Below are 17,433 nucleotides of genomic sequence, written 5' to 3'. Positions count from 1 at the left end.
TTGCTGTACCTTTGGTATGGCGTCTCGACAAGTAGTGGAATAAAAAAGCTAATGTTTTCAAGCATCCTTAGAAAAGTATTCGGAAGTAGAAACGACCGTCTATTAAAAAAATTACGTAAAAACGTAGATGCCATCAATGCACTGGAAGCAGAGTATGAAAAGCTTTCTGATGAGGCGCTAAAAGCAAAAACCGACGAATTTAAAGCGCGCATTGAAAAGGGCGAAACCCTAGATGCGTTGCTAAATGAAGCGTTTGCGACGGTACGAGAAGCCAGTAAACGCGTATACGGCATGCGTCACTTCGACGTGCAAATGTTGGGCGGTCAGGTACTGCATCAAGGCAACATTTCGGAAATGCGTACCGGTGAAGGTAAAACGCTAACTGCAACCTTGCCTACCTACTTAAATGCATTATCGGGTAAAGGTGTTCACGTTATTACTGTGAACGACTACCTTGCCAAGCGTGATGCGCAGTGGAGTAATCAACTGTTCAACTTCTTGGGCATGGAAGTCGGTTGTAACGTGCCGGGCATGTCATCAGAGGAAAAGCGCAAAGCCTACCAAGCTGATGTGACTTACGGTACGAACAACGAATTCGGTTTCGATTACCTTCGCGACAACATGGCATTTAGCCCCCAAGACAGAGTGCAGCGTCCACTTAACTACGCAGTAGTGGATGAGGTTGATTCCATTTTAATTGACGAAGCGCGGACGCCTTTGATCATCTCCGGCCAAGCTGAAGATAGTTCAGAGCTCTATCGCAGAATCAACGTGTTAATTCCTCAACTTGAACAGCAAGAAAAGGAAGACGAAGAAGGCCAAGAAGGTGATGGCGATTACACCATCGACCTTAAAGCCAAGCAGATTCACTTAACTGAGCGTGGACAGCTTCATGTAGAAGAAATTCTTCAGGAAGAAGGCGTGCTACCCGAGGGCGAATCTCTATTCGCTGCGGGCAATATTTCACTGCTGCACCATATTAATGCTGCACTGCGTGCCCACAAGCTGTTTACTAAAGACGTAGATTACATTGTTAAAGAAGATCAAATTGTTATTGTTGATGAACATACTGGTCGCACAATGGACGGGCGCCGTTGGTCTGAAGGGTTACACCAAGCCATAGAGGCGAAAGAAGGTGTACGCATTCAAAACGAAAACCAAACGCTTGCTTCAATTACTTTCCAGAACTACTTCCGCATATACAACAAACTAGCGGGTATGACAGGTACGGCAGATACAGAAGCGTTTGAATTTCAGCATATTTATGGTTTAGAAACCGTGGTTGTTCCTACCAACAAGCCAATGCAGCGCAAAGACATGGCTGACCTTATCTACTTAACCGCTGAAGAAAAATATGAGGCGATAGTAGAAGACATAAAAGACTGCGTGAAGCGTGGACAGCCTACCTTAGTAGGTACGGTATCAATTGAAAACTCTGAGCTTATCTCGCGTATTCTTAAAAAAGCGAAAATTCCGCACAAAGTACTGAATGCCAAATTCCACGAGCATGAAGCTGATATAGTGGCACAAGCGGGTAAAACGGGTGCTGTCACTATTGCGACTAACATGGCAGGCCGTGGTACTGATATTGTATTGGGCGGTAACTGGCAGGCTGAAATTGAAAATATTGAAAATCCTACCGACGCTCAGGTAGAGAAAATTAAAGCAGAGTGGAAAATAAGACACGACGAAGTACTCGCTGCAGGTGGTTTACATATCATTGGTACCGAGCGTCACGAATCTCGTCGTATCGATAATCAGCTTCGCGGACGTTCAGGCCGTCAGGGTGACCCTGGTTCAAGCCGTTTTTATCTATCGTTAGACGACGCGCTTATGCGCATATTTGCTTCTGAAAAAATGGGCAATATGATGAAGCGTTTAGGCATGGAGCGTGGCGAGGCTATTGAACACCCTTGGGTGACGCGCGCTATTGAAAACGCACAGCGCAAAGTGGAAGGTCGTAACTTCGATACCCGTAAACAGCTTCTTGAATACGATGACGTGGCTAACGATCAGCGTAAAGTTATTTACGAGCAGCGTAACGAACTACTCGATGAAGGCGATATCAGCGAAACAATTTCTGCTATCCGTGAAGACGTTATCACGAGCGTTGTAGACGAATACATTCCACCGCAGTCTCTTGAAGAAATGTGGGATGTAAAGGGCCTAGAAGAGCGCTTGAAGGCAGACTTCGCTGTGGATTTGCCGGTGCAGTCATGGTTAGAAAACGACGACAAGCTTTATGAAGAGAAGCTTCGTGAACGCATTCACGGTGAAGTAGTAGGCGCTTACACAGAGAAAGAAAAAGTAGTAGGGGCTGACGTGTTGCGTCAGTTTGAAAAAGCGGTAATGCTACAAAACCTAGACAGCCACTGGAAAGAGCATTTGGCGGCTATGGATCATCTGCGCCAAGGTATTCACTTGCGTGGCTATGCTCAGAAGAATCCAAAGCAAGAGTACAAGCGAGAATCCTTCGCGTTATTCTCACAAATGCTAGAGACCTTAAAAGTTGAAGTTATTACCATTCTTGCCCGCGTAAAAGTACAGGCAGAAGAAGACGTGCAAAAAGTGGAAGAGCAGCGTCGCCAAGCCGATGACGTACCTAAAAACTTTGAGCATCAAGATGCTTCTGAAACGCAGCCAGAAGAGGCCAGTAATACGCCACGTACTGCCGTAAGAAATGGCCCTAAAGTAGGCCGTAACGATCCGTGCCCTTGTGGTTCGGGTAAGAAGTATAAGCAGTGCCACGGTAAATTAAGTTAATGAAAGTGGTACATGTTGCCGTGGGCGTTGTTGCCCGCGGCGATGATATCTTTACCACCCTTCGCGCAAAAGACGCTCACCAAGGCGGGAAATGGGAGTTTCCCGGTGGAAAAGTGGAAAGCGGAGAAACGGTTACTGATGCCCTTAAACGAGAACTCGCTGAAGAGATTGGCATAGACGTGCTATCTAGCGAGCCGTTAATACTTATCGAGCATGATTATGGCGATAAGCGAGTAAAACTAGATGTGCATCGCGTAACGCAGTTTAACGGCGAGCCTCACGGCAAAGAAGGTCAGTCATCACGCTGGCAGTCATTGAGTGACATTAACAGCGATGAATTCCCTGCGGCGAACAAACCCATCATACAAGCTTTAACACTTCCCTAACCTCTTTTTCGTAATGAACGTCATACAAATGTCGTTCAGTTACGCAAAAACTCAAAAATTTTCTTTTCAAACTTTCTCCTATTAGACGAAAGATAATTGACAATTTTTCCAATTGTCAGCCTTTTACATTTTATCTTGCAGATCAATATTTTACTTTTACGAGACATTAGTGCCATTTGTGCATTCTGCTTGTGTTCTCGAAATCTCTGTAGCGGGATCATTTTCTTAGTTCGTCATTTCTATACTTTAGTATTTTGATTTATACCTAAATTATTCAGAAAGTCGCTGATAGTAAATGTGTATCTATTCTGAACCGTACTGAGGTAACCCATGGCACTCAAAAAAAACACCGAGCAAAGCTCTGCCCCCACCGTTAATGTTGACGCTAGAATGAGGAAACAAGCGGAAGATGCACGTAAAAAGGCACGCACTCTAGCGAGGCAACAACAAGCAGCTGAGCGGATTGCAACGGCAACAACTGAGCTTGCAAGTGGAATCAACGAATCATCGAGTGCTACAGATCAACTCTCAACTGCGGTTAGTGAAATATCGGCTGGAGCAGAAGAGTCAAGTAGTGCAAGCCAAGAAAGTTTGGCAGCTATCACTCAAATTGCGGGCGGTTTAACAGAGCAAACTGAGCTATCTACCGCGACGTTGGGTAAATCCAACGAGCTAGAAAAATACATTGAAAGAGTGGTTAATGATTTGGCGATTATTATGTCAAGCGTAAAGGTGGCATCTGAAAATCAATCCCGTTCTGTTGTGATGATGAGTGAATTAGAGCAGCAGGCCTCCAACATTGGCGAGGCGGTCAAACAAGTGACTCGTATTGCTGACCAAACTAATCTTCTTGCGCTCAATGCAGCAATTGAAGCGGGGCGAGCTGGTAAGCACGGAAAGGGGTTTGCGGTTGTCGCTGACACGGTGCGTGCTTTGGCAGAAGTATCTGATAAGAGTGCATCTGAAATTGCAAAGCAAATCGAGTCTATTCAAATGCAGTCGAACCAAGTTTCAGACTCTGTTAAATCATCCTCTGAGTCAGCACTGGAAGAAGTAAAAAAAGGAGAAACAGTTACTTCGCAGCTCAGTACGATAAAAGAGGATATGCAAGCAATTTCGAATGGTGCTTATGAGCTTCAAGCTCAGGTTAAATCAATGGAACATGCTGCAACAGAAATTCAGACTGCTTCAGAAGCAATATCGTGCGCAGCGGAAGAGCAGTCATCAGCGGCCCAAGAGGTTTCATCTAATGTCGCTGAACAAAGCGCTGCACTGACCCAAGCAGAGCAAGCCGCACAATCGCTCGAAATCATAACCGAGGAGCTACGCAATAGCACGGACATTAATAAAAGCGCAGAAGAAGTCGCCTCCTCTGCTGAAGAACTATCTGCGACTCTTGAAGAGATCAGTCGGTCATCAACAGAAATATCAACCGCTCTTACTCAGGTTAACAACGGTGCTCAGCAAGCTGCAAGCGCGGTTGAGCAGGCGGTAGGTAACATTGAAATTCTGCGAGAGGGTGTGGATAAAGCCTCTTCACAATGTGATACAGCTTTAGAAAAAGGTGAATCCATTTCTGTCTTACTCGCAACGAATAAAACACTTATCGAAGAGATGGTGTCGGGAATTGATATCGCGCTCGAAACCAGCAAAGAAAATGTCTCATCCATTTCTACCATGGAAGCAATGACCCGACAGATCGATAAAGTTATAGACACTATTACCACAGTATCCGTGAAGACTAGCATGTTAGCGGTTAACGGTGCTGTGGAAGCGGCAAGAGCGGGCGAATTTGGAAAAGGCTTTGCTGTCGTTTCTTCCGATATTCAAAGTTTAGCAGATGAAGCGGCGGAAAACGTAGAGCAAATCAAAGACTTAATAAAAGCCATTCAAGATCAAACAGTTAAAGTCAAATTTGACCTTACTAATGTTGCAGAAAGCGCATCACGAGAAGTTCAAAAAGCACAGCAAACAATGAAGGATGTGGAAAAAATCAGTATTGATATTGGCGAAATTATTAAGTTCAACCAAGGAATGAAAGACAGTGGGCAGGAAATATCAGCGGGGGTAACACAAGCGCAAAAAGGACTCGAGCAAATTGCTACTGCCAATGAACAGGCCAGCAGTAACTGTCAGCAAGCGCTTGTGGCTGCCGAGCAGCAGAGTAGGGGAATGGAGTTACTCGCTAAGTCCATTGAAGAAATTGCATCGGTAGCTGATGAAATGCAAAACGGCTAGTTGAATTGGTTAATAGAAATCGGTCATTAAAATGTGGTTTGTGCAAAGTGGTCAAAACGAAGCGGTCGAGATGAGGAGGCAGTGATGAGTATAACCGAACAAGTTCACACTGATAGCGCAGATATTGAAAAACAATTTGTTTCTTTTTTAATCCAAGAAGAATGTTTTGCATTCCAAATGGTATCAGTCGGAGAAATCATCAGAGTTCCAGTTTTGGTATCTGTCCCATTAGGTCCGCCTCAAATGCAAGGACTGGCAAATCTGAGAGGAAATGTGCTGCCAGTTTACGATCTGTCAATGATTTTACTTAGCACGCCTTCAGCGGTATCCGATGTGAATCGCGTTATCGTAGTTGATACAGAGCTTGGGAGTATTGGTTTCCTTGTAGACAGAGTTCTCAAAGTGTACAGCGTGCCAAGCAATTGCGTGGTCGACAGCGATAGTAAAACGATAGCTGTGGCTTACGACTATTTAGACGGAATTATAAAGCAAGCAGACAGGCCTGTTGAGCAAATTCTGAATGTGTCTTCCTTAGCTAAAGCACAATCAATAGCAAAGGTAGAATCGCAAAATGCCACTCTTTCTCACTTTGCATCAGCTGACAGTAAGGCCAGTATTGAAGAAGAGACAGATGACTTGCAGCAACTTGTCTGTTTTTCGCTGGATGCTCAAGACTTTGCCCTGCATCTACAGGACGTGCAAGAAATAGTGCGGGTACCAGATGTCATGTCGCAATTACCCGATAGCCTACCTTGTGTTTTAGGGCTTGTTAATCTCAGGGGGCGAATTATTCCTATTATCGATCTTGCGTCGACCATACACATGAAAAGTTCTCAAATTAACGATGCAAGCAGAATTGTGATCATACATAGCGCACATTATGGAAGTATTGGCTTCGTTGTCGCTAAGGTAAGCAACGTCATGTCAATTTGCAGTAATGAGATGGAGCCTGTTCCTAGTGTTTGTAACGATGGCGCAGAGTCTGGCTTCCTTGAAGCGGTTTACCGACGAGACGGCGGTAAAAGTTTAGTTTCAATAATTTCGTTGGAGAATATTTTCATGCGTTCATTATCACATACGCTAAATACCATGGAAACCGATCTTATAGGAGAGGATAACGTGACCGAGGTTAAGCAAGACTCGGCGGGCGAAGACGACTATGAACAGTACGTCATATTCTGGATTGAGGGACAGGAGTATGGCGTTAGTATTGAAGACACACAGGAGATAACTCGTGTTCCAGAGAAGCTGGAGAGTGTGCCAGGCACTCCTCACTACCTGAAAGGTATTGTTAATTTAAGAGGTACAGTCTTACCTGTTATCGATTTGAGAAGCCGTTTAAATCTGCCTTCGTCGCAAAGCTGTGAGCGTCAGAGGATTGTTGTACTGACGAAAAATAAGTTACGTACAGGTTTCATTGTAGACAGCGTTGTTGAAGTAAAAACCGTGGTGCGAAATGCGATTGAAAAAGCACCTTCCTTATCAGATTCACAAAGTGAATTTTTAAACAGGTTAATAAAGCTCAGCGATGAAAAACGCATTATCCAACTTATCGAGCCTAGCGTGTTGCTTCACGACAAAGCTGTAGAAACTGCCCGTGGTTAAACATTTTATCGCTTGAGAGGTCAAGAAATGCCCATTAAAGTTCTTATCGTCGATGACTCCGCTCTTATGCGTAAACACTTCTCTGGCCTATTCATCAGGGAGGGGTTTGCGGTTGACATAGCGCGCAACGGAGAAGAAGCACTGAACAAAGCCGTTGAGTTTCAACCAGACTGCATTACGTTAGACATCAATATGCCCGTGATGGATGGGATGACATGTTTAGCTATTTTGAAAGACTTATACTCTTGCCCAATCATTATGGTTTCATCGCTCACTCAAAAAGGTGCGTTTGTCACCTTAGAAGCGCTCACCTTAGGCGCCGCCGATTTTGTACTAAAAACTGGCGGAACCGTATCACGTGATATTGCAGATATAGAAGCTTCGCTGATTGATAAAGTCCATGCTCTGACAAACGCTGTTAAGCCAGTAAGATCAATTCGAAAAGTAAATTCAGCTGCAGCCCCTGTCCCGCAGAATACATCTTCAAACCGGCAGGTGGATGTCGTGCTTATTGGAGTTTCAACGGGCGGTCCAAAAAAATTGGAGCAAATATTAACTCAGCTTTCACCACATTTTCCGGCACCTATCGTTATTGCTCAGCACATGCCTGCTTCATTTACTAGCGCACTAAGCAATCGGTTGGATGGAATTTGCCCACTTCCTGTCATGGAAGCCGGCAATAAAACCAAATTGAAGCGCGGCTGTGTGTATATAGCAAAGGGGGATTCGGACGTCGTATTCTCAAAATCAGGCCAAGACATTTTTATTAGGCCGGTTCCCTCTAGTCCTTCTTTTCTGTGGCACCCGAGTGTAGATCGCATGGTTGAGTCAGCACTTTCCTGCTATGAGCCGATGAATATGGTTTGTGTCCAACTCACCGGAATGGGGTATGACGGGGCGCAAGCTATGAGTAAAGCGTTCAAAGGTGGGGCTATAACGATTGCCGAAAGTGAAAAGTCTGCAGTGGTGTTTGGCATGCCTAAAGAGTTAATAGAGGCTGGATGTGCCAGTTTTACCCTTGATAGCCATCATATTTCCGGAAAATTGAACGCACTGTGCAGCTGAGGGGATTCGAATGGGATTGAAAAAGAAAAATGAAGTTAGTTTTGAAACTGAGTCGAGCGAGTCAGAACGCCGTGCAACAGCCAGAACTTACGAACAGTTAATTCGCGATTTATCCTCATGCGACATAGAGGTCAGACGCTGGGCAATTCGTGATTTAAGGGCCAGTGACACTTCGGACGAAGTGTTCATCGAACGGCTTCATAAAGAGACTGACGTTACCATTATTGAGGCGCTATTCTCTGCTTTAGACAGGAAGTTTTCGTCAAAGACAGCAAATGGGATGCTTGATTTGCTCAAATCAGAAAACGTTCAGGTTCGAAATGGAGCTATAGAACTTTTTCAGCTCAATCCTGTTGAGTTCGCTTCTCAAATTGACAATATTATCAATGATAACGATCCAGATTTACGAATTTTCTGTGTCGATATTATTGGCGCTGTTGCACACAAAGAGGCTACAAACTGGCTACATGAAATTGCACTAACGGATACAGACATAAATGTTGTAGGAACCGCATTAGACAAACTCACAGAGGTAGGCGACGGCACAACGTTGGAAGTATTACCATTGGTTGCTAAACGACATGCTGGTAATACGTACATAGAATTTGTCATCAATATTCTTTATCAACAGCTGGGTTCAGCTGATGAATAGTCCATCATTAGACAAAATTTCAACAGCAGATTTTGAGCGCTTCCGCTCACTGTTTTATCGAAAAACAGGTATTCACTTTGAAGATGGGAAGCGTTATTTCGTTGATAAACGGCTCTATGAACGAATGAAAGTCACGGGGCATACAACATTTAAAAGCTACTTTACGTTCATGCGATTTCAGGCAAGCGGTGATGAATTTCAAAACTTGGTGAATGCCATGACAGTCAACGAAACTTACTTCTTTCGTGAAGACTATCAGTTTTCTGCCATGACAAAACATATAATGGACGAGCTTGATAGTATACGTCAGCCTAGTGAAGATCTCAGAATTTGGTCGGTTCCTTCTAGTACTGGCGAAGAGCCTTATTCTATCGCAATTCAATTACTTGAATATTGGAAAGGAATATCACATCGAGATGTAGAAATAATCTCTTCAGATATCGATAGCAAGGTATTGCAAGCCGCACAGAAAGGGCTCTATTCAAAACGCTCGGTACAAAATATTCCAGTGGATATTCAAAGAAAATACTTTGTAGAAAACAACGGGCAATTCCAACTAATTGAAGATATTCGCGATTCTGTTTCATTCACTCTCGCCAACATTTTATCTTCAAGCAATATGAAGCAGTTTCGACATTTTGATCTCATATTTTGTCGGAATTTATTGATTTATTTCGACGATGACTCACGCAAGCGAGCCGCACAAGTTTTGTACGATGCTATGAAGCCAGGGGGGTATATTTTTCTCGGTCATTCTGAGTCGATGAGTCGCATATCGTCTATGTTTAAAATTAAAAGATTTGGTGATGTGATTGCTTACCAAAAACCTATGACAGGGGGTGAGTGAGATGAAGAATATAATGATTGTTGACGACGCTACTACAGTTCGTATGTTTCACAAAGGCGTCATTTCTTCTATAAACCGTCACATAGAAGAGGCTGAAAATGGGGTAGAGGCATTAGAGAAAGCGCTTAAAGCTCCTATTGATCTGTTCTTAGTTGATATCAACATGCCAAAAATGGACGGGTACCGACTATGCCAAGAAATCAGACAACGTGACGAGCTACGCTCATCCACAGTTATCATGATAAGTACAGAGTCAGCGAAGCAGGATGAGGAACGGGCCTATAGAAGTGGTGCAAATTTTTATATGTCAAAGCCTGTAGACAGTGAACAACTCAAAGTGCTTGTTGCGGCTATATTAGGGGATGCGGTATGAGTGAGCTTCTAGATGTATTTATTAATGAGTCGAGAGAAAATCTAGAGTCAGCAAGTCGAGGCCTTTTAACTATACACTCCTCGAGCTCCCACAACGGTATTATTGACGGTATTTTTAGAGACATCCACACAATTAAAGGCTCTTCTGATCTTTTCGATATTAAACCCCTCACCGCGTTAGCGCACGCCGCAGAAGATTTGCTTGATTGCCTACGAGCGAGTGAAGTCGTTTATACCGAAGAAATTGGTGACCTTCTATTAGAGGTGCTAGATCAAATATCCTCGTGGTTCGATGAGCTTGAACTCGGTACTGAAAACATGAACGAATGGAAACCAGTTTCAGTAAAACTAAGCGATTCATTGCGTGCATTCATTAGTGCAAACAACGCAAAGGGCACCAGCGATGAAGAGCCGCCGCACCCCGACTCATTGACTTCTGTCAATGTTATTGGAAATACAACGAGTGAATCATCTAGCGCTGGCCCATTCAATAGCACTATCGGTACATTCACGTCCAAGTTTTCATCAAGCTCGGCAATCACTCTTTTGGCAAAAACGCAAAGTGAAAACCTGTATCTCATAGACTATCAGCCAGATCACGACTGCTTTTTTCGGGGCGAAGATCCGTTCAATGTCTTAATCACAATGCCTGGTTTATTGGGCTTCAAAGCAGCAGTTCCACTTTTAACAAGCGAAAGCGATATTTATCAGAGTGCTCTCTCTTTTATTGCCATCGGCGAAGCGGATATAAGTGAAATCGATAGCCATATGGCATATTACGAGGGACAGTATCACGTATCGCACATCTCTCGCTGCGAATTAGCATTGTCTTTTGCCGCTGAAATAAGAGACGCTGTCGAGAAACTTGCGAATGAAAGTCTCCTTATTGCGATTGAAGATGGTGAGTTGGAGCAGATACAAAGTGTTGCCGAAATACTGCAAACCTCGGGTAATCACGACCCTATCACAAATGCAGTGCTCTGCTATTTGGCAAAAGGAAATGAGTACCCTGCTAATTCGCCTCAAGCCCATATGCAAGATAGCCTGAAGCTAGAATCTATTCAGCTTACAGACAATAAGCACGTTAAATCTGTCAGCCTCTATGAAGTCGAGCTATTGCAACAGCAGCGCAAATTACTTGACGCAGAGTATTACAATCGCGAGCTTATGCTCCCTTCAGTAGCGAACCTAACGCAACAATTGCTGAGTCGTTTTGCAATTGAATGTGATTTGACCTGTGAGGAGAGCATACGAAATGCGATAGATCGCGCCTTGTCAGTGGCTAGCACCGCTTTAGAGAATTCGCAACCAGAGAACGACAGTAATTCAATAAATGTTGATTCGCATAACAGGCATGCTTCTTCTATTTCACCCTCTGAAGAAATGGCTAAATCAGAACGCCACGTCGTGAAAATGCTCAAAGTCGACCAAGAAAAAATTGATTATCTCATGGATATCGTTGGTGAACTGGCTGTCGCAAAAAATTCTTTACCCTACTTAGCAAAGCAAGCTGAAGAAGAAGGGGGAAGTAAAGTGTTGAGTAAGCAGATTAAGTCTCATTTTTCTATCGTGAATCGTTTAACAGAGTCGTTACAAAGTGCTGTGCTTCAGATTCGTATGGTGCCAGTATCTCATGTTTTCGAACGGTATCCTCGTTTGGTGCGTGACCTTGCTAGAAAGCTTAATAAAAAAATTGAGTTAGTTATGAGTGGAGAGGATACAGAATTCGACAAAAATTTAATCGAATCACTGTCTGAACCGCTTATTCACCTGCTGCGAAATAGCATTGATCATGGTATTGAGCTTCCAGATTTGAGGATACAGCAGGGTAAAGCGGAAAAAGGAAGAATAGATCTTATTGCTACTCCGCTTGATGATAGCGTTGTCATTGAAATTCGCGATGACGGTAAAGGAATTGACCCTGAAAAATTAAAAATACTTGCCTTCCAAAAGGGCATCATCACTGAGCATCAGCTAGAAACAATAAATGATGAGGATGCGCTTCAACTTATTTTTGCTCCGGGATTTTCAACCAACGAAGAGGTGTCTGATTTATCGGGACGTGGAGTTGGCATGGATGCTGTTCGCACCATGGTCAATCAGGCCGGCGGAAAGATTGAAATGAGCAGTAAGCTCGGTATTGGAACCACATTTAAACTATTGCTGCCTCAAACCATGTCGGTAAACCACGTGATGATGTTTGAAGTCGCCGATCAAATGTTCGGTGTCAGTATGGACGCGGTTGTGGAAACTGTAAAAGTGCATCGAAGTGAAGTTCAACGAATTCGCAACCAGAATGTACTTGTTATCCGCGATAAGTTAATCCCTCTGTGTGAACTGCGTTCGGCGCTTGGTTTTGAAAATATTGAAAATGGAGAAGAGTGTTCTATCTTGATCGTTAGTTCTCCTACTGGCGAGCATGGACTAGTGATAGATAAATTTCACGAGGGAATAGATGTTATTCAAAAGCCTTTAGAGGGAGTCCTGTCTGGCTATTCCCATTTTTCAGGTACAGCACTACTAGGCGATGGGCGTGTGATGCTGATTGTAAATATTCAGGAGATACTTGCATGCCATTAGTATTGAAGAAAAAAGTGGCGGTGCTCTGTGGACACTGCGAAATAGAGGAAGCAGAAAGCTTGTTCAATTGGCTGCAGGAGGCCTCTGGACGTTCGCTTAATTTAAAAGAGCTGACCTCCGCACATACAGCTATCTATCAGGTGATCTTAGGGCTCCAACCTACGATATCGATAATGCCTGAGGACACTTCACTCTTTTGGTTTAAAGAACTATTAACGAACGATTCGAAAGAGGTTTGGCTGTGATGCGGGTTATAACGGTCGCAAATAGAAAAGGTGGGAGTGCTAAAACGACTACTGTTGTAAACCTTGCTTATGGTCTTGCGACTAGGGGGCAACGTGTATTGGTACTAGACCTAGACAATCAAGGGCATGTGCTACACGGATTCTCTCAAGGCGAGCAAGGCCCTATTTCGCCTGCTTTCCCAATTGCGCATTTTTATAAACAACTTGTGGCTGTGCACCCCAATATTGATATCACAGAAGTCAACAATACAAGTTCCGATATTGGAAGCCAGATACATTTGCAAGCGGTAAGAGAGTGGTGTGATGATTCAAGATTGTGCGCACGCTACGACGTGATTCTTATTGATACCCCACCAACGCTCAATGCTCAGCTAATGGCTGCATTAGCGGCTGCGACAGAAATCGTTATACCCGCGGCTCCATTGCCGCTTAGCTCCGATGGTGTAGATAAACTGCTTTTTGCTTGTTTAAAAGCGGTGTCAGAAAGAAAGTTTAGAGCAAAAAGCATAAAGCTACTCCCTGTCATGGTCGAGAAAAACGTGAGGCTTCACCGCCTAACGCTCAACCAATGGAGAGAGAGATTTGGGAATGCAAAGGTATTTTCCCCTATTTATAAGTGCATCAAATTGGCGGAAGCATTCAGTACCAATAAGCCAATAAGTGAGTTTGCCCCTAAATGTCGGGGAGCGAAAGACTATGACGCACTGTGTAACGCCATGATTTCAGAGTAACAACGGAGCAACTATGAGTACAATACATTTAATTGACGATTCTGCAACCATGCTAATGAGTATGGAAATGCTACTTAAGCGAGCAGGATATACCGTAACAAAATCAAACAGCGCTGAAGCTGCGATAAAAGACCTTGAAGAGATCACGCCTAAACTCATCATCACAGATTTGAATATGCCAGGTATGAATGGAATAGATCTCATTCAGACTCTCAAACAACAAACAAAGTTTCGGTTTATGCCGATGCTGATGTTGACTACTGAGTCACAGCAAAGCCGACGTGAGGAGGCGAAGCGAGCTGGTGCAACAGGTTGGTTGGTTAAGCCCGTAGAGCCCGATCAGCTAATTGGCGTAGTAAAGCAACTGGTTCCTGCAGCATAAGGTTAAACATGATGAAGAAATCAACTTTTTTTGATAATCAGTTTGTTGCGAGCAAAATGAAATTTGCAGACATGAAAATCTCCATAGATTCGTTTGTCAGCTTTTTCAGCCTTCAAAGAATTGTTTTTTGTTTCTGCATAACCCTCTCTTTGCTTATAGGGCTTGGGGCAAATCTTCACTCAAGTTTATCAATGGCGCTTGGCGGAGCTCTTGATATGGTTCTCGTTGCATCAGGAATTTTGTTCAGCTGCTATTGGAATACGAAGAAGGTGAGGAAGGAGTTGAATGCAGAGATACACATACAAAATCTCTATTTAAAAGAAGCGTCGAGTCAATTAAGCGATACCCATAATCAAGTAAACGATTACGTTGCAATACTGAAAGGACAAATTGATGGGATTAGTACGATTACCGAAGAGGCGTCATTAGAGCTAATGACTGCGCTTTATGAGATCGAAAGTTCCATTCAAAGCAGCTTGGACAACGTTGAAATGAACCAACGTCAAAGTGTTAATTGCAAGAAGGAAAGTGCAATTGAGTTTTTAAAAGTTGAAACGCGCTTATCGCAAATACAGACTCTTATAAACCAGCAGCGAGAGCAAGACATCGAACACAATGAGTCTATCCAAAATGTTATGTCCGAAGTGGAGAAACTCAAAGAGTTGACGGATTTAGTCAAAAACATCGCAAACCAAACTAACCTTCTAGCGTTGAACGCTGCAATAGAAGCAGCAAGAGCCGGGGAGTATGGTCGAGGTTTTGCAGTGGTCGCAGAGCAAGTTCGTATTCTGTCTTCGCAATCTTCTGAAGCAGCAGATAAAATTGAATTTGGAATAAAGTCGGCGCTTGATGCTGCTCGTCTTCAGGGTGATAAAATGTTGGCATCAACTCAGTCAAACGAAACCTGTGACTTGCTAAGTGGTTTCTCAAGCTCCCTGAAAAGCATTACTCAACATTACAAGTCATTAGAAGATTTAAATCCTGCAATGCTTGCGTGTTTTGCAAAAAGTGCGAGCGAAGTCGCGAAGAAAGTAAGTGGGGCAATTGGTAAAATTCAGTTTCAAGATATCATTAGGCAGCGCGCAGAGCACATAAAGCTAGAACAAGATGCTATTGTGGGATTGTTCGGCCATTTTTCTTCATATATTGATTCTCGAGAAGAGTTTGATGAAACTTTTAACTTAAATACAAAGAAGATGTTTGAAAATTACGTTATGGAAGATCAGCGTAAGATTCACTTTGATATCAATGAGGATAAAGGTAACAGTGTTAAAACAGAGGTTGAAGAAGCGAGAGAGCCCAAAATACAACTATTCTGAGAAGCGATATCGCCAAGCACTGAAATGCAAAGCATATCGCTCCTGTTTGTATGATTTTAGTTCGGCTATAGCGAAATTAGTGACGAGGTGGCAAAGGCCACATCTAGTTTGTGATAGGCCGCTTCATTGATAAAATGCGGGTAGGTTGGCTCTGTACCCTCCCATACAATGTCTTTACCATCAAAACGCCTAAACATGGGGGCGCCAGGCATTAAGGGAACAAAGTCGTTATCTTGCAACGAATGATGGATCATAGCCGTGCGGTTGCCTTCATCATTTAATGGGAAAGAGATGTTCTCACCAAGTCGAAATGCCTCGCAGGCCGCAAGGTCGTTGCACTCGCCTTTGTTGTAGGCGATACAAAAGGCTAACAATACTTCTGCCATTTTCTGTGTGGCCAAAAATACGTCCTCTCGCAATACGCCTTGAGGCTGGGCGCCAGCCTCAATCATTACGCCGTATTTACCTGTAGTGCATAAATAACCGTGAGAGGCATAGGCCATTTCGTCTTCAACTAAAATATTAGCTTCTGGCATATGTTGCTTTACATATCGGGCCATTTTAACGTACACATCGCTTGTATCGAGAATGATAAGTGTTGCACCCATATTGCTGGTGGTATTGTGTATATCGATTACAAGGTCGGTGGAAGCATCGCCTTTAGGGCCTAATTGTTCGTTAATCGTTTTTGCTAGCTTGTGCTCTTCACTCGTGCTGGCAGCTTCAAATGAATCTGTGTTTAGGCCGTCGGGAGTAAATTGGCGATTTAAATCTTCCTCTAAAAACCGAACGTTGGCTGCAATAGCAGCAGGGTTGGCGGTATAAAGCGTGACGTCTAGCTCATTAAACTGAGAAGGAATACCGCTAGATTCCCAATTTTGAATAAGCTGAATGCCGCTCATTTCATTGCCGTGAGTACCACCTACCAGTGCAATATGGTTAATCATGATGTTCCTTAAAAAGATAAATTAATGCTTGAAGAAGTCGTTAGGCTGCTGCGCTAGCATTGCCTCAATTTCCTCTATATCCATAGCTTGAGGCGTAGCATCTTGAGCTGGCTTACCGGCTATCTTTCTATCTTCACCGGCCCATTCACCTAAATCTATTAGCTGACACTTTTTACTGCAAAAAGGGCGGTATTCACTTTGTGGCGACCACACGACAGGTTTGGTGCAAATAGGACATTTTACTTCCATCTATCTCTCCAAAAAGAATGCTAAAACAAAACGCTAGGGCATAATCACCCTTGCTGATAACTTAGTACCACATGTGTTTAACCACGCATAAAATAGGCTAACTCCTTGAATGAGCTACTAGGACGAATCGATCACATGCGTCTCAATGCTTTGCAGGTACAGCCATTATGCGCTGCAGACACAGCCATTAAAAAAGTTAGGAATGCCAGTCATTCTAAATAGCATATACGGGTTTTTAAGTAAGGGTAGCTCTTAAATACAGGTTAGCAGGCTGCTAAAAGGAATTGAACGTTTTCTTCTACAGAACCGCTTTTACTGTCATCACTTGAGAAGAGCATAAAGCGAAGGGCATAGCGATATTTGTTACCGCTAAGGGTTGGGTAGTAACCTTCATCGGTGCGACATTTGACTCTTATCAGTTCATTTTTGTCTTCTGCTGCTCCTTGATAGAAGCCGCTTTCTGCAATAGTACTCTTAAATTGACCTCGTTCGCGAATAAACGATAAGCCTACCGTGATAGCGTCATCTAATAAGGCGAGAGTATCCAGCCATTGTGCTATTTCTGTTAGGCGACGCTCAAGGGGTTGATGTAACCAAAAATGCAAATTAGGTAAATCAAAACTACAGGCACCGCCAGGTATGGCGAATCGCTGCCTTATGGAGCTTAATAATTTGTCTTCTTTTAGCGCATTGCCAAACCGACCTTCTGTTTTAATTTTTTGGCGTAAACGCAATACGGTTTTTAACGCATGATCAAGGGCAGTAGAGTCGATTTTAGGGTGTTTTGACCAGTAAACGAGGCTCTTTTCATGAGCTTCTAAATCTTTAGTGAGATCTGAGCGAAGATCGATTCGCTCTATGAGGTCAAGTAGCTCAAAGAGTTGCTCAAAAAATACAAGCTGCAAGCTACTTTGCTCTGCCTTAGCCGTAATTTTAAGTTGCCCAAGCAGCTGTTCTACGCGTAGGTAATTACGCACCTTTTCCTTTAGGGGGAATTCGAATACAGCGTCGCTCATGGATATCCTTTAAATACAATTACGTAAGGAGAAAGC

General features: G+C 43.4%; 16 protein-coding genes. 13 read left to right on the top strand and 3 right to left on the bottom strand.

Annotated features, from left to right (window positions below):
- Nucleotides 1-51 precede the first annotated feature (51 nt).
- The 13 genes from secA (at nucleotide 52) to AC27HD_RS09020 (ending at nucleotide 15,185) form a co-directional block, all read left to right on the top strand.
- Nucleotides 52-2,763, top strand: coding sequence for a preprotein translocase subunit SecA (secA, locus tag AC27HD_RS09080; RefSeq protein ID WP_487105231.1), 2,712 nt, complete (start codon nucleotides 52-54; stop codon nucleotides 2,761-2,763).
- Entirely contained in the window at nucleotides 2,763-3,149 is a 387-nt protein-coding gene (gene mutT, locus AC27HD_RS09075) for an 8-oxo-dGTP diphosphatase MutT (RefSeq protein ID WP_487105229.1), read from the top strand. Before secA ends, mutT begins: the two co-directional genes overlap by 1 nt.
- A 330-nt stretch (nucleotides 3,150-3,479) precedes the next feature.
- Nucleotides 3,480-5,387 (top strand): methyl-accepting chemotaxis protein, encoded by a 1,908-nt coding sequence (locus tag AC27HD_RS09070; RefSeq protein WP_487105227.1) that lies wholly within the window; start codon nucleotides 3,480-3,482, stop codon nucleotides 5,385-5,387.
- An 84-nt stretch (nucleotides 5,388-5,471) separates the two neighbouring features.
- Nucleotides 5,472-6,992 carry a chemotaxis protein CheW gene (locus tag AC27HD_RS09065; RefSeq protein ID WP_487105225.1) on the top strand — a complete coding sequence of 507 codons (1,521 nt, stop codon included), beginning with the start codon at nucleotides 5,472-5,474 and terminating at the stop codon, nucleotides 6,990-6,992.
- A gap of 27 nt (nucleotides 6,993-7,019) precedes the next feature.
- Nucleotides 7,020-8,057 (top strand): chemotaxis-specific protein-glutamate methyltransferase CheB, encoded by a 1,038-nt coding sequence (cheB, locus tag AC27HD_RS09060; RefSeq protein ID WP_487105223.1) that lies wholly within the window; start codon nucleotides 7,020-7,022, stop codon nucleotides 8,055-8,057.
- A 10-nt stretch (nucleotides 8,058-8,067) separates the two neighbouring features.
- Nucleotides 8,068-8,709, top strand: a complete 642-nt coding sequence (locus AC27HD_RS09055) for a HEAT repeat domain-containing protein (protein ID WP_487105221.1) — start codon at nucleotides 8,068-8,070, stop codon at nucleotides 8,707-8,709.
- A complete protein-coding gene (locus AC27HD_RS09050; RefSeq protein WP_032097477.1) occupies nucleotides 8,702-9,556 on the top strand; it encodes a CheR family methyltransferase in 855 nt (284 codons plus the stop codon). The genes AC27HD_RS09055 and AC27HD_RS09050 overlap by 8 nt, the downstream gene beginning before the upstream one ends.
- Nucleotide 9,557: 1 nt before the next feature.
- On the top strand, nucleotides 9,558-9,929 hold the full coding sequence (locus AC27HD_RS09045; RefSeq protein WP_032097478.1) for a response regulator: 372 nt from the start codon (nucleotides 9,558-9,560) through the stop codon (nucleotides 9,927-9,929).
- Nucleotides 9,926-12,508, top strand: coding sequence for a chemotaxis protein CheA (locus AC27HD_RS09040; protein WP_487105219.1), 2,583 nt, complete (start codon nucleotides 9,926-9,928; stop codon nucleotides 12,506-12,508). Before AC27HD_RS09045 ends, AC27HD_RS09040 begins: the two co-directional genes overlap by 4 nt.
- The gene (locus AC27HD_RS09035) at nucleotides 12,499-12,753 is read left to right on the top strand and encodes a hypothetical protein (RefSeq protein WP_487105217.1); all 255 of its coding nucleotides are present in this window, start codon (nucleotides 12,499-12,501) and stop codon (nucleotides 12,751-12,753) included. The genes AC27HD_RS09040 and AC27HD_RS09035 overlap by 10 nt, the downstream gene beginning before the upstream one ends.
- Complete coding sequence (locus tag AC27HD_RS09030) at nucleotides 12,753-13,484, top strand: ParA family protein (protein ID WP_487105554.1); 732 nt, start codon at nucleotides 12,753-12,755, stop codon at nucleotides 13,482-13,484. The genes AC27HD_RS09035 and AC27HD_RS09030 overlap by 1 nt, the downstream gene beginning before the upstream one ends.
- Nucleotides 13,485-13,497: 13 nt before the next feature.
- Entirely contained in the window at nucleotides 13,498-13,866 is a 369-nt protein-coding gene (locus tag AC27HD_RS09025) for a response regulator (RefSeq protein WP_487105215.1), read from the top strand.
- 8 nt (nucleotides 13,867-13,874) lie between these two features.
- Nucleotides 13,875-15,185: a methyl-accepting chemotaxis protein gene (locus tag AC27HD_RS09020; protein ID WP_487105213.1), complete on the top strand. Its 1,311-nt coding sequence runs from the start codon at nucleotides 13,875-13,877 to the stop codon at nucleotides 15,183-15,185.
- A 65-nt stretch (nucleotides 15,186-15,250) separates the two neighbouring features.
- Here the strand turns inward: AC27HD_RS09020 and AC27HD_RS09015 are convergent, their stop codons facing one another.
- The 3 genes from AC27HD_RS09015 to zapD all read right to left on the bottom strand — a co-directional run bounded on the left by AC27HD_RS09015 (nucleotide 15,251) and on the right by zapD (nucleotide 17,397).
- The gene (locus AC27HD_RS09015) at nucleotides 15,251-16,132 is read right to left on the bottom strand and encodes an aspartoacylase (RefSeq protein WP_487105211.1); all 882 of its coding nucleotides are present in this window, start codon (nucleotides 16,130-16,132) and stop codon (nucleotides 15,251-15,253) included.
- Between the two features lie 21 nt (nucleotides 16,133-16,153).
- Entirely contained in the window at nucleotides 16,154-16,381 is a 228-nt protein-coding gene (gene yacG, locus AC27HD_RS09010) for a DNA gyrase inhibitor YacG (protein ID WP_032097484.1), read from the bottom strand.
- 263 nt (nucleotides 16,382-16,644) lie between these two features.
- Nucleotides 16,645-17,397 (bottom strand): cell division protein ZapD, encoded by a 753-nt coding sequence (zapD, locus tag AC27HD_RS09005; RefSeq protein ID WP_032097485.1) that lies wholly within the window; start codon nucleotides 17,395-17,397, stop codon nucleotides 16,645-16,647.
- Nucleotides 17,398-17,433: the final 36 nt, after the last annotated feature.

The organism is Alteromonas sp. 4NS20-0143, from assembly GCF_057542855.1.
Note: the sequence above shows the minus strand (reverse complement) of the source record. Positions and strands in the feature narration are given on the sequence as shown.

Coding starts and splice junctions, on each gene's coding strand:
- secA (WP_487105231.1), top strand. CDS start 52: ATGTTTTCAAGCATCCTTAGAAAAGTATTCGGAAGTAGAAACGACCGT.
- AC27HD_RS09055 (WP_487105221.1), top strand. CDS start 8,068: ATGGGATTGAAAAAGAAAAATGAAGTTAGTTTTGAAACTGAGTCGAGC.
- zapD (WP_032097485.1), bottom strand. CDS start 17,397: ATGAGCGACGCTGTATTCGAATTCCCCCTAAAGGAAAAGGTGCGTAAT.
- AC27HD_RS09030 (WP_487105554.1), top strand. CDS start 12,753: ATGCGGGTTATAACGGTCGCAAATAGAAAAGGTGGGAGTGCTAAAACG.
- AC27HD_RS09050 (WP_032097477.1), top strand. CDS start 8,702: ATGAATAGTCCATCATTAGACAAAATTTCAACAGCAGATTTTGAGCGC.
- AC27HD_RS09065 (WP_487105225.1), top strand. CDS start 5,472: ATGAGTATAACCGAACAAGTTCACACTGATAGCGCAGATATTGAAAAA.
- mutT (WP_487105229.1), top strand. CDS start 2,763: ATGAAAGTGGTACATGTTGCCGTGGGCGTTGTTGCCCGCGGCGATGAT.
- AC27HD_RS09070 (WP_487105227.1), top strand. CDS start 3,480: ATGGCACTCAAAAAAAACACCGAGCAAAGCTCTGCCCCCACCGTTAAT.
- AC27HD_RS09020 (WP_487105213.1), top strand. CDS start 13,875: ATGATGAAGAAATCAACTTTTTTTGATAATCAGTTTGTTGCGAGCAAA.
- cheB (WP_487105223.1), top strand. CDS start 7,020: ATGCCCATTAAAGTTCTTATCGTCGATGACTCCGCTCTTATGCGTAAA.
- yacG (WP_032097484.1), bottom strand. CDS start 16,381: ATGGAAGTAAAATGTCCTATTTGCACCAAACCTGTCGTGTGGTCGCCA.
- AC27HD_RS09035 (WP_487105217.1), top strand. CDS start 12,499: ATGCCATTAGTATTGAAGAAAAAAGTGGCGGTGCTCTGTGGACACTGC.
- AC27HD_RS09040 (WP_487105219.1), top strand. CDS start 9,926: ATGAGTGAGCTTCTAGATGTATTTATTAATGAGTCGAGAGAAAATCTA.
- AC27HD_RS09025 (WP_487105215.1), top strand. CDS start 13,498: ATGAGTACAATACATTTAATTGACGATTCTGCAACCATGCTAATGAGT.
- AC27HD_RS09045 (WP_032097478.1), top strand. CDS start 9,558: ATGAAGAATATAATGATTGTTGACGACGCTACTACAGTTCGTATGTTT.
- AC27HD_RS09015 (WP_487105211.1), bottom strand. CDS start 16,132: ATGATTAACCATATTGCACTGGTAGGTGGTACTCACGGCAATGAAATG.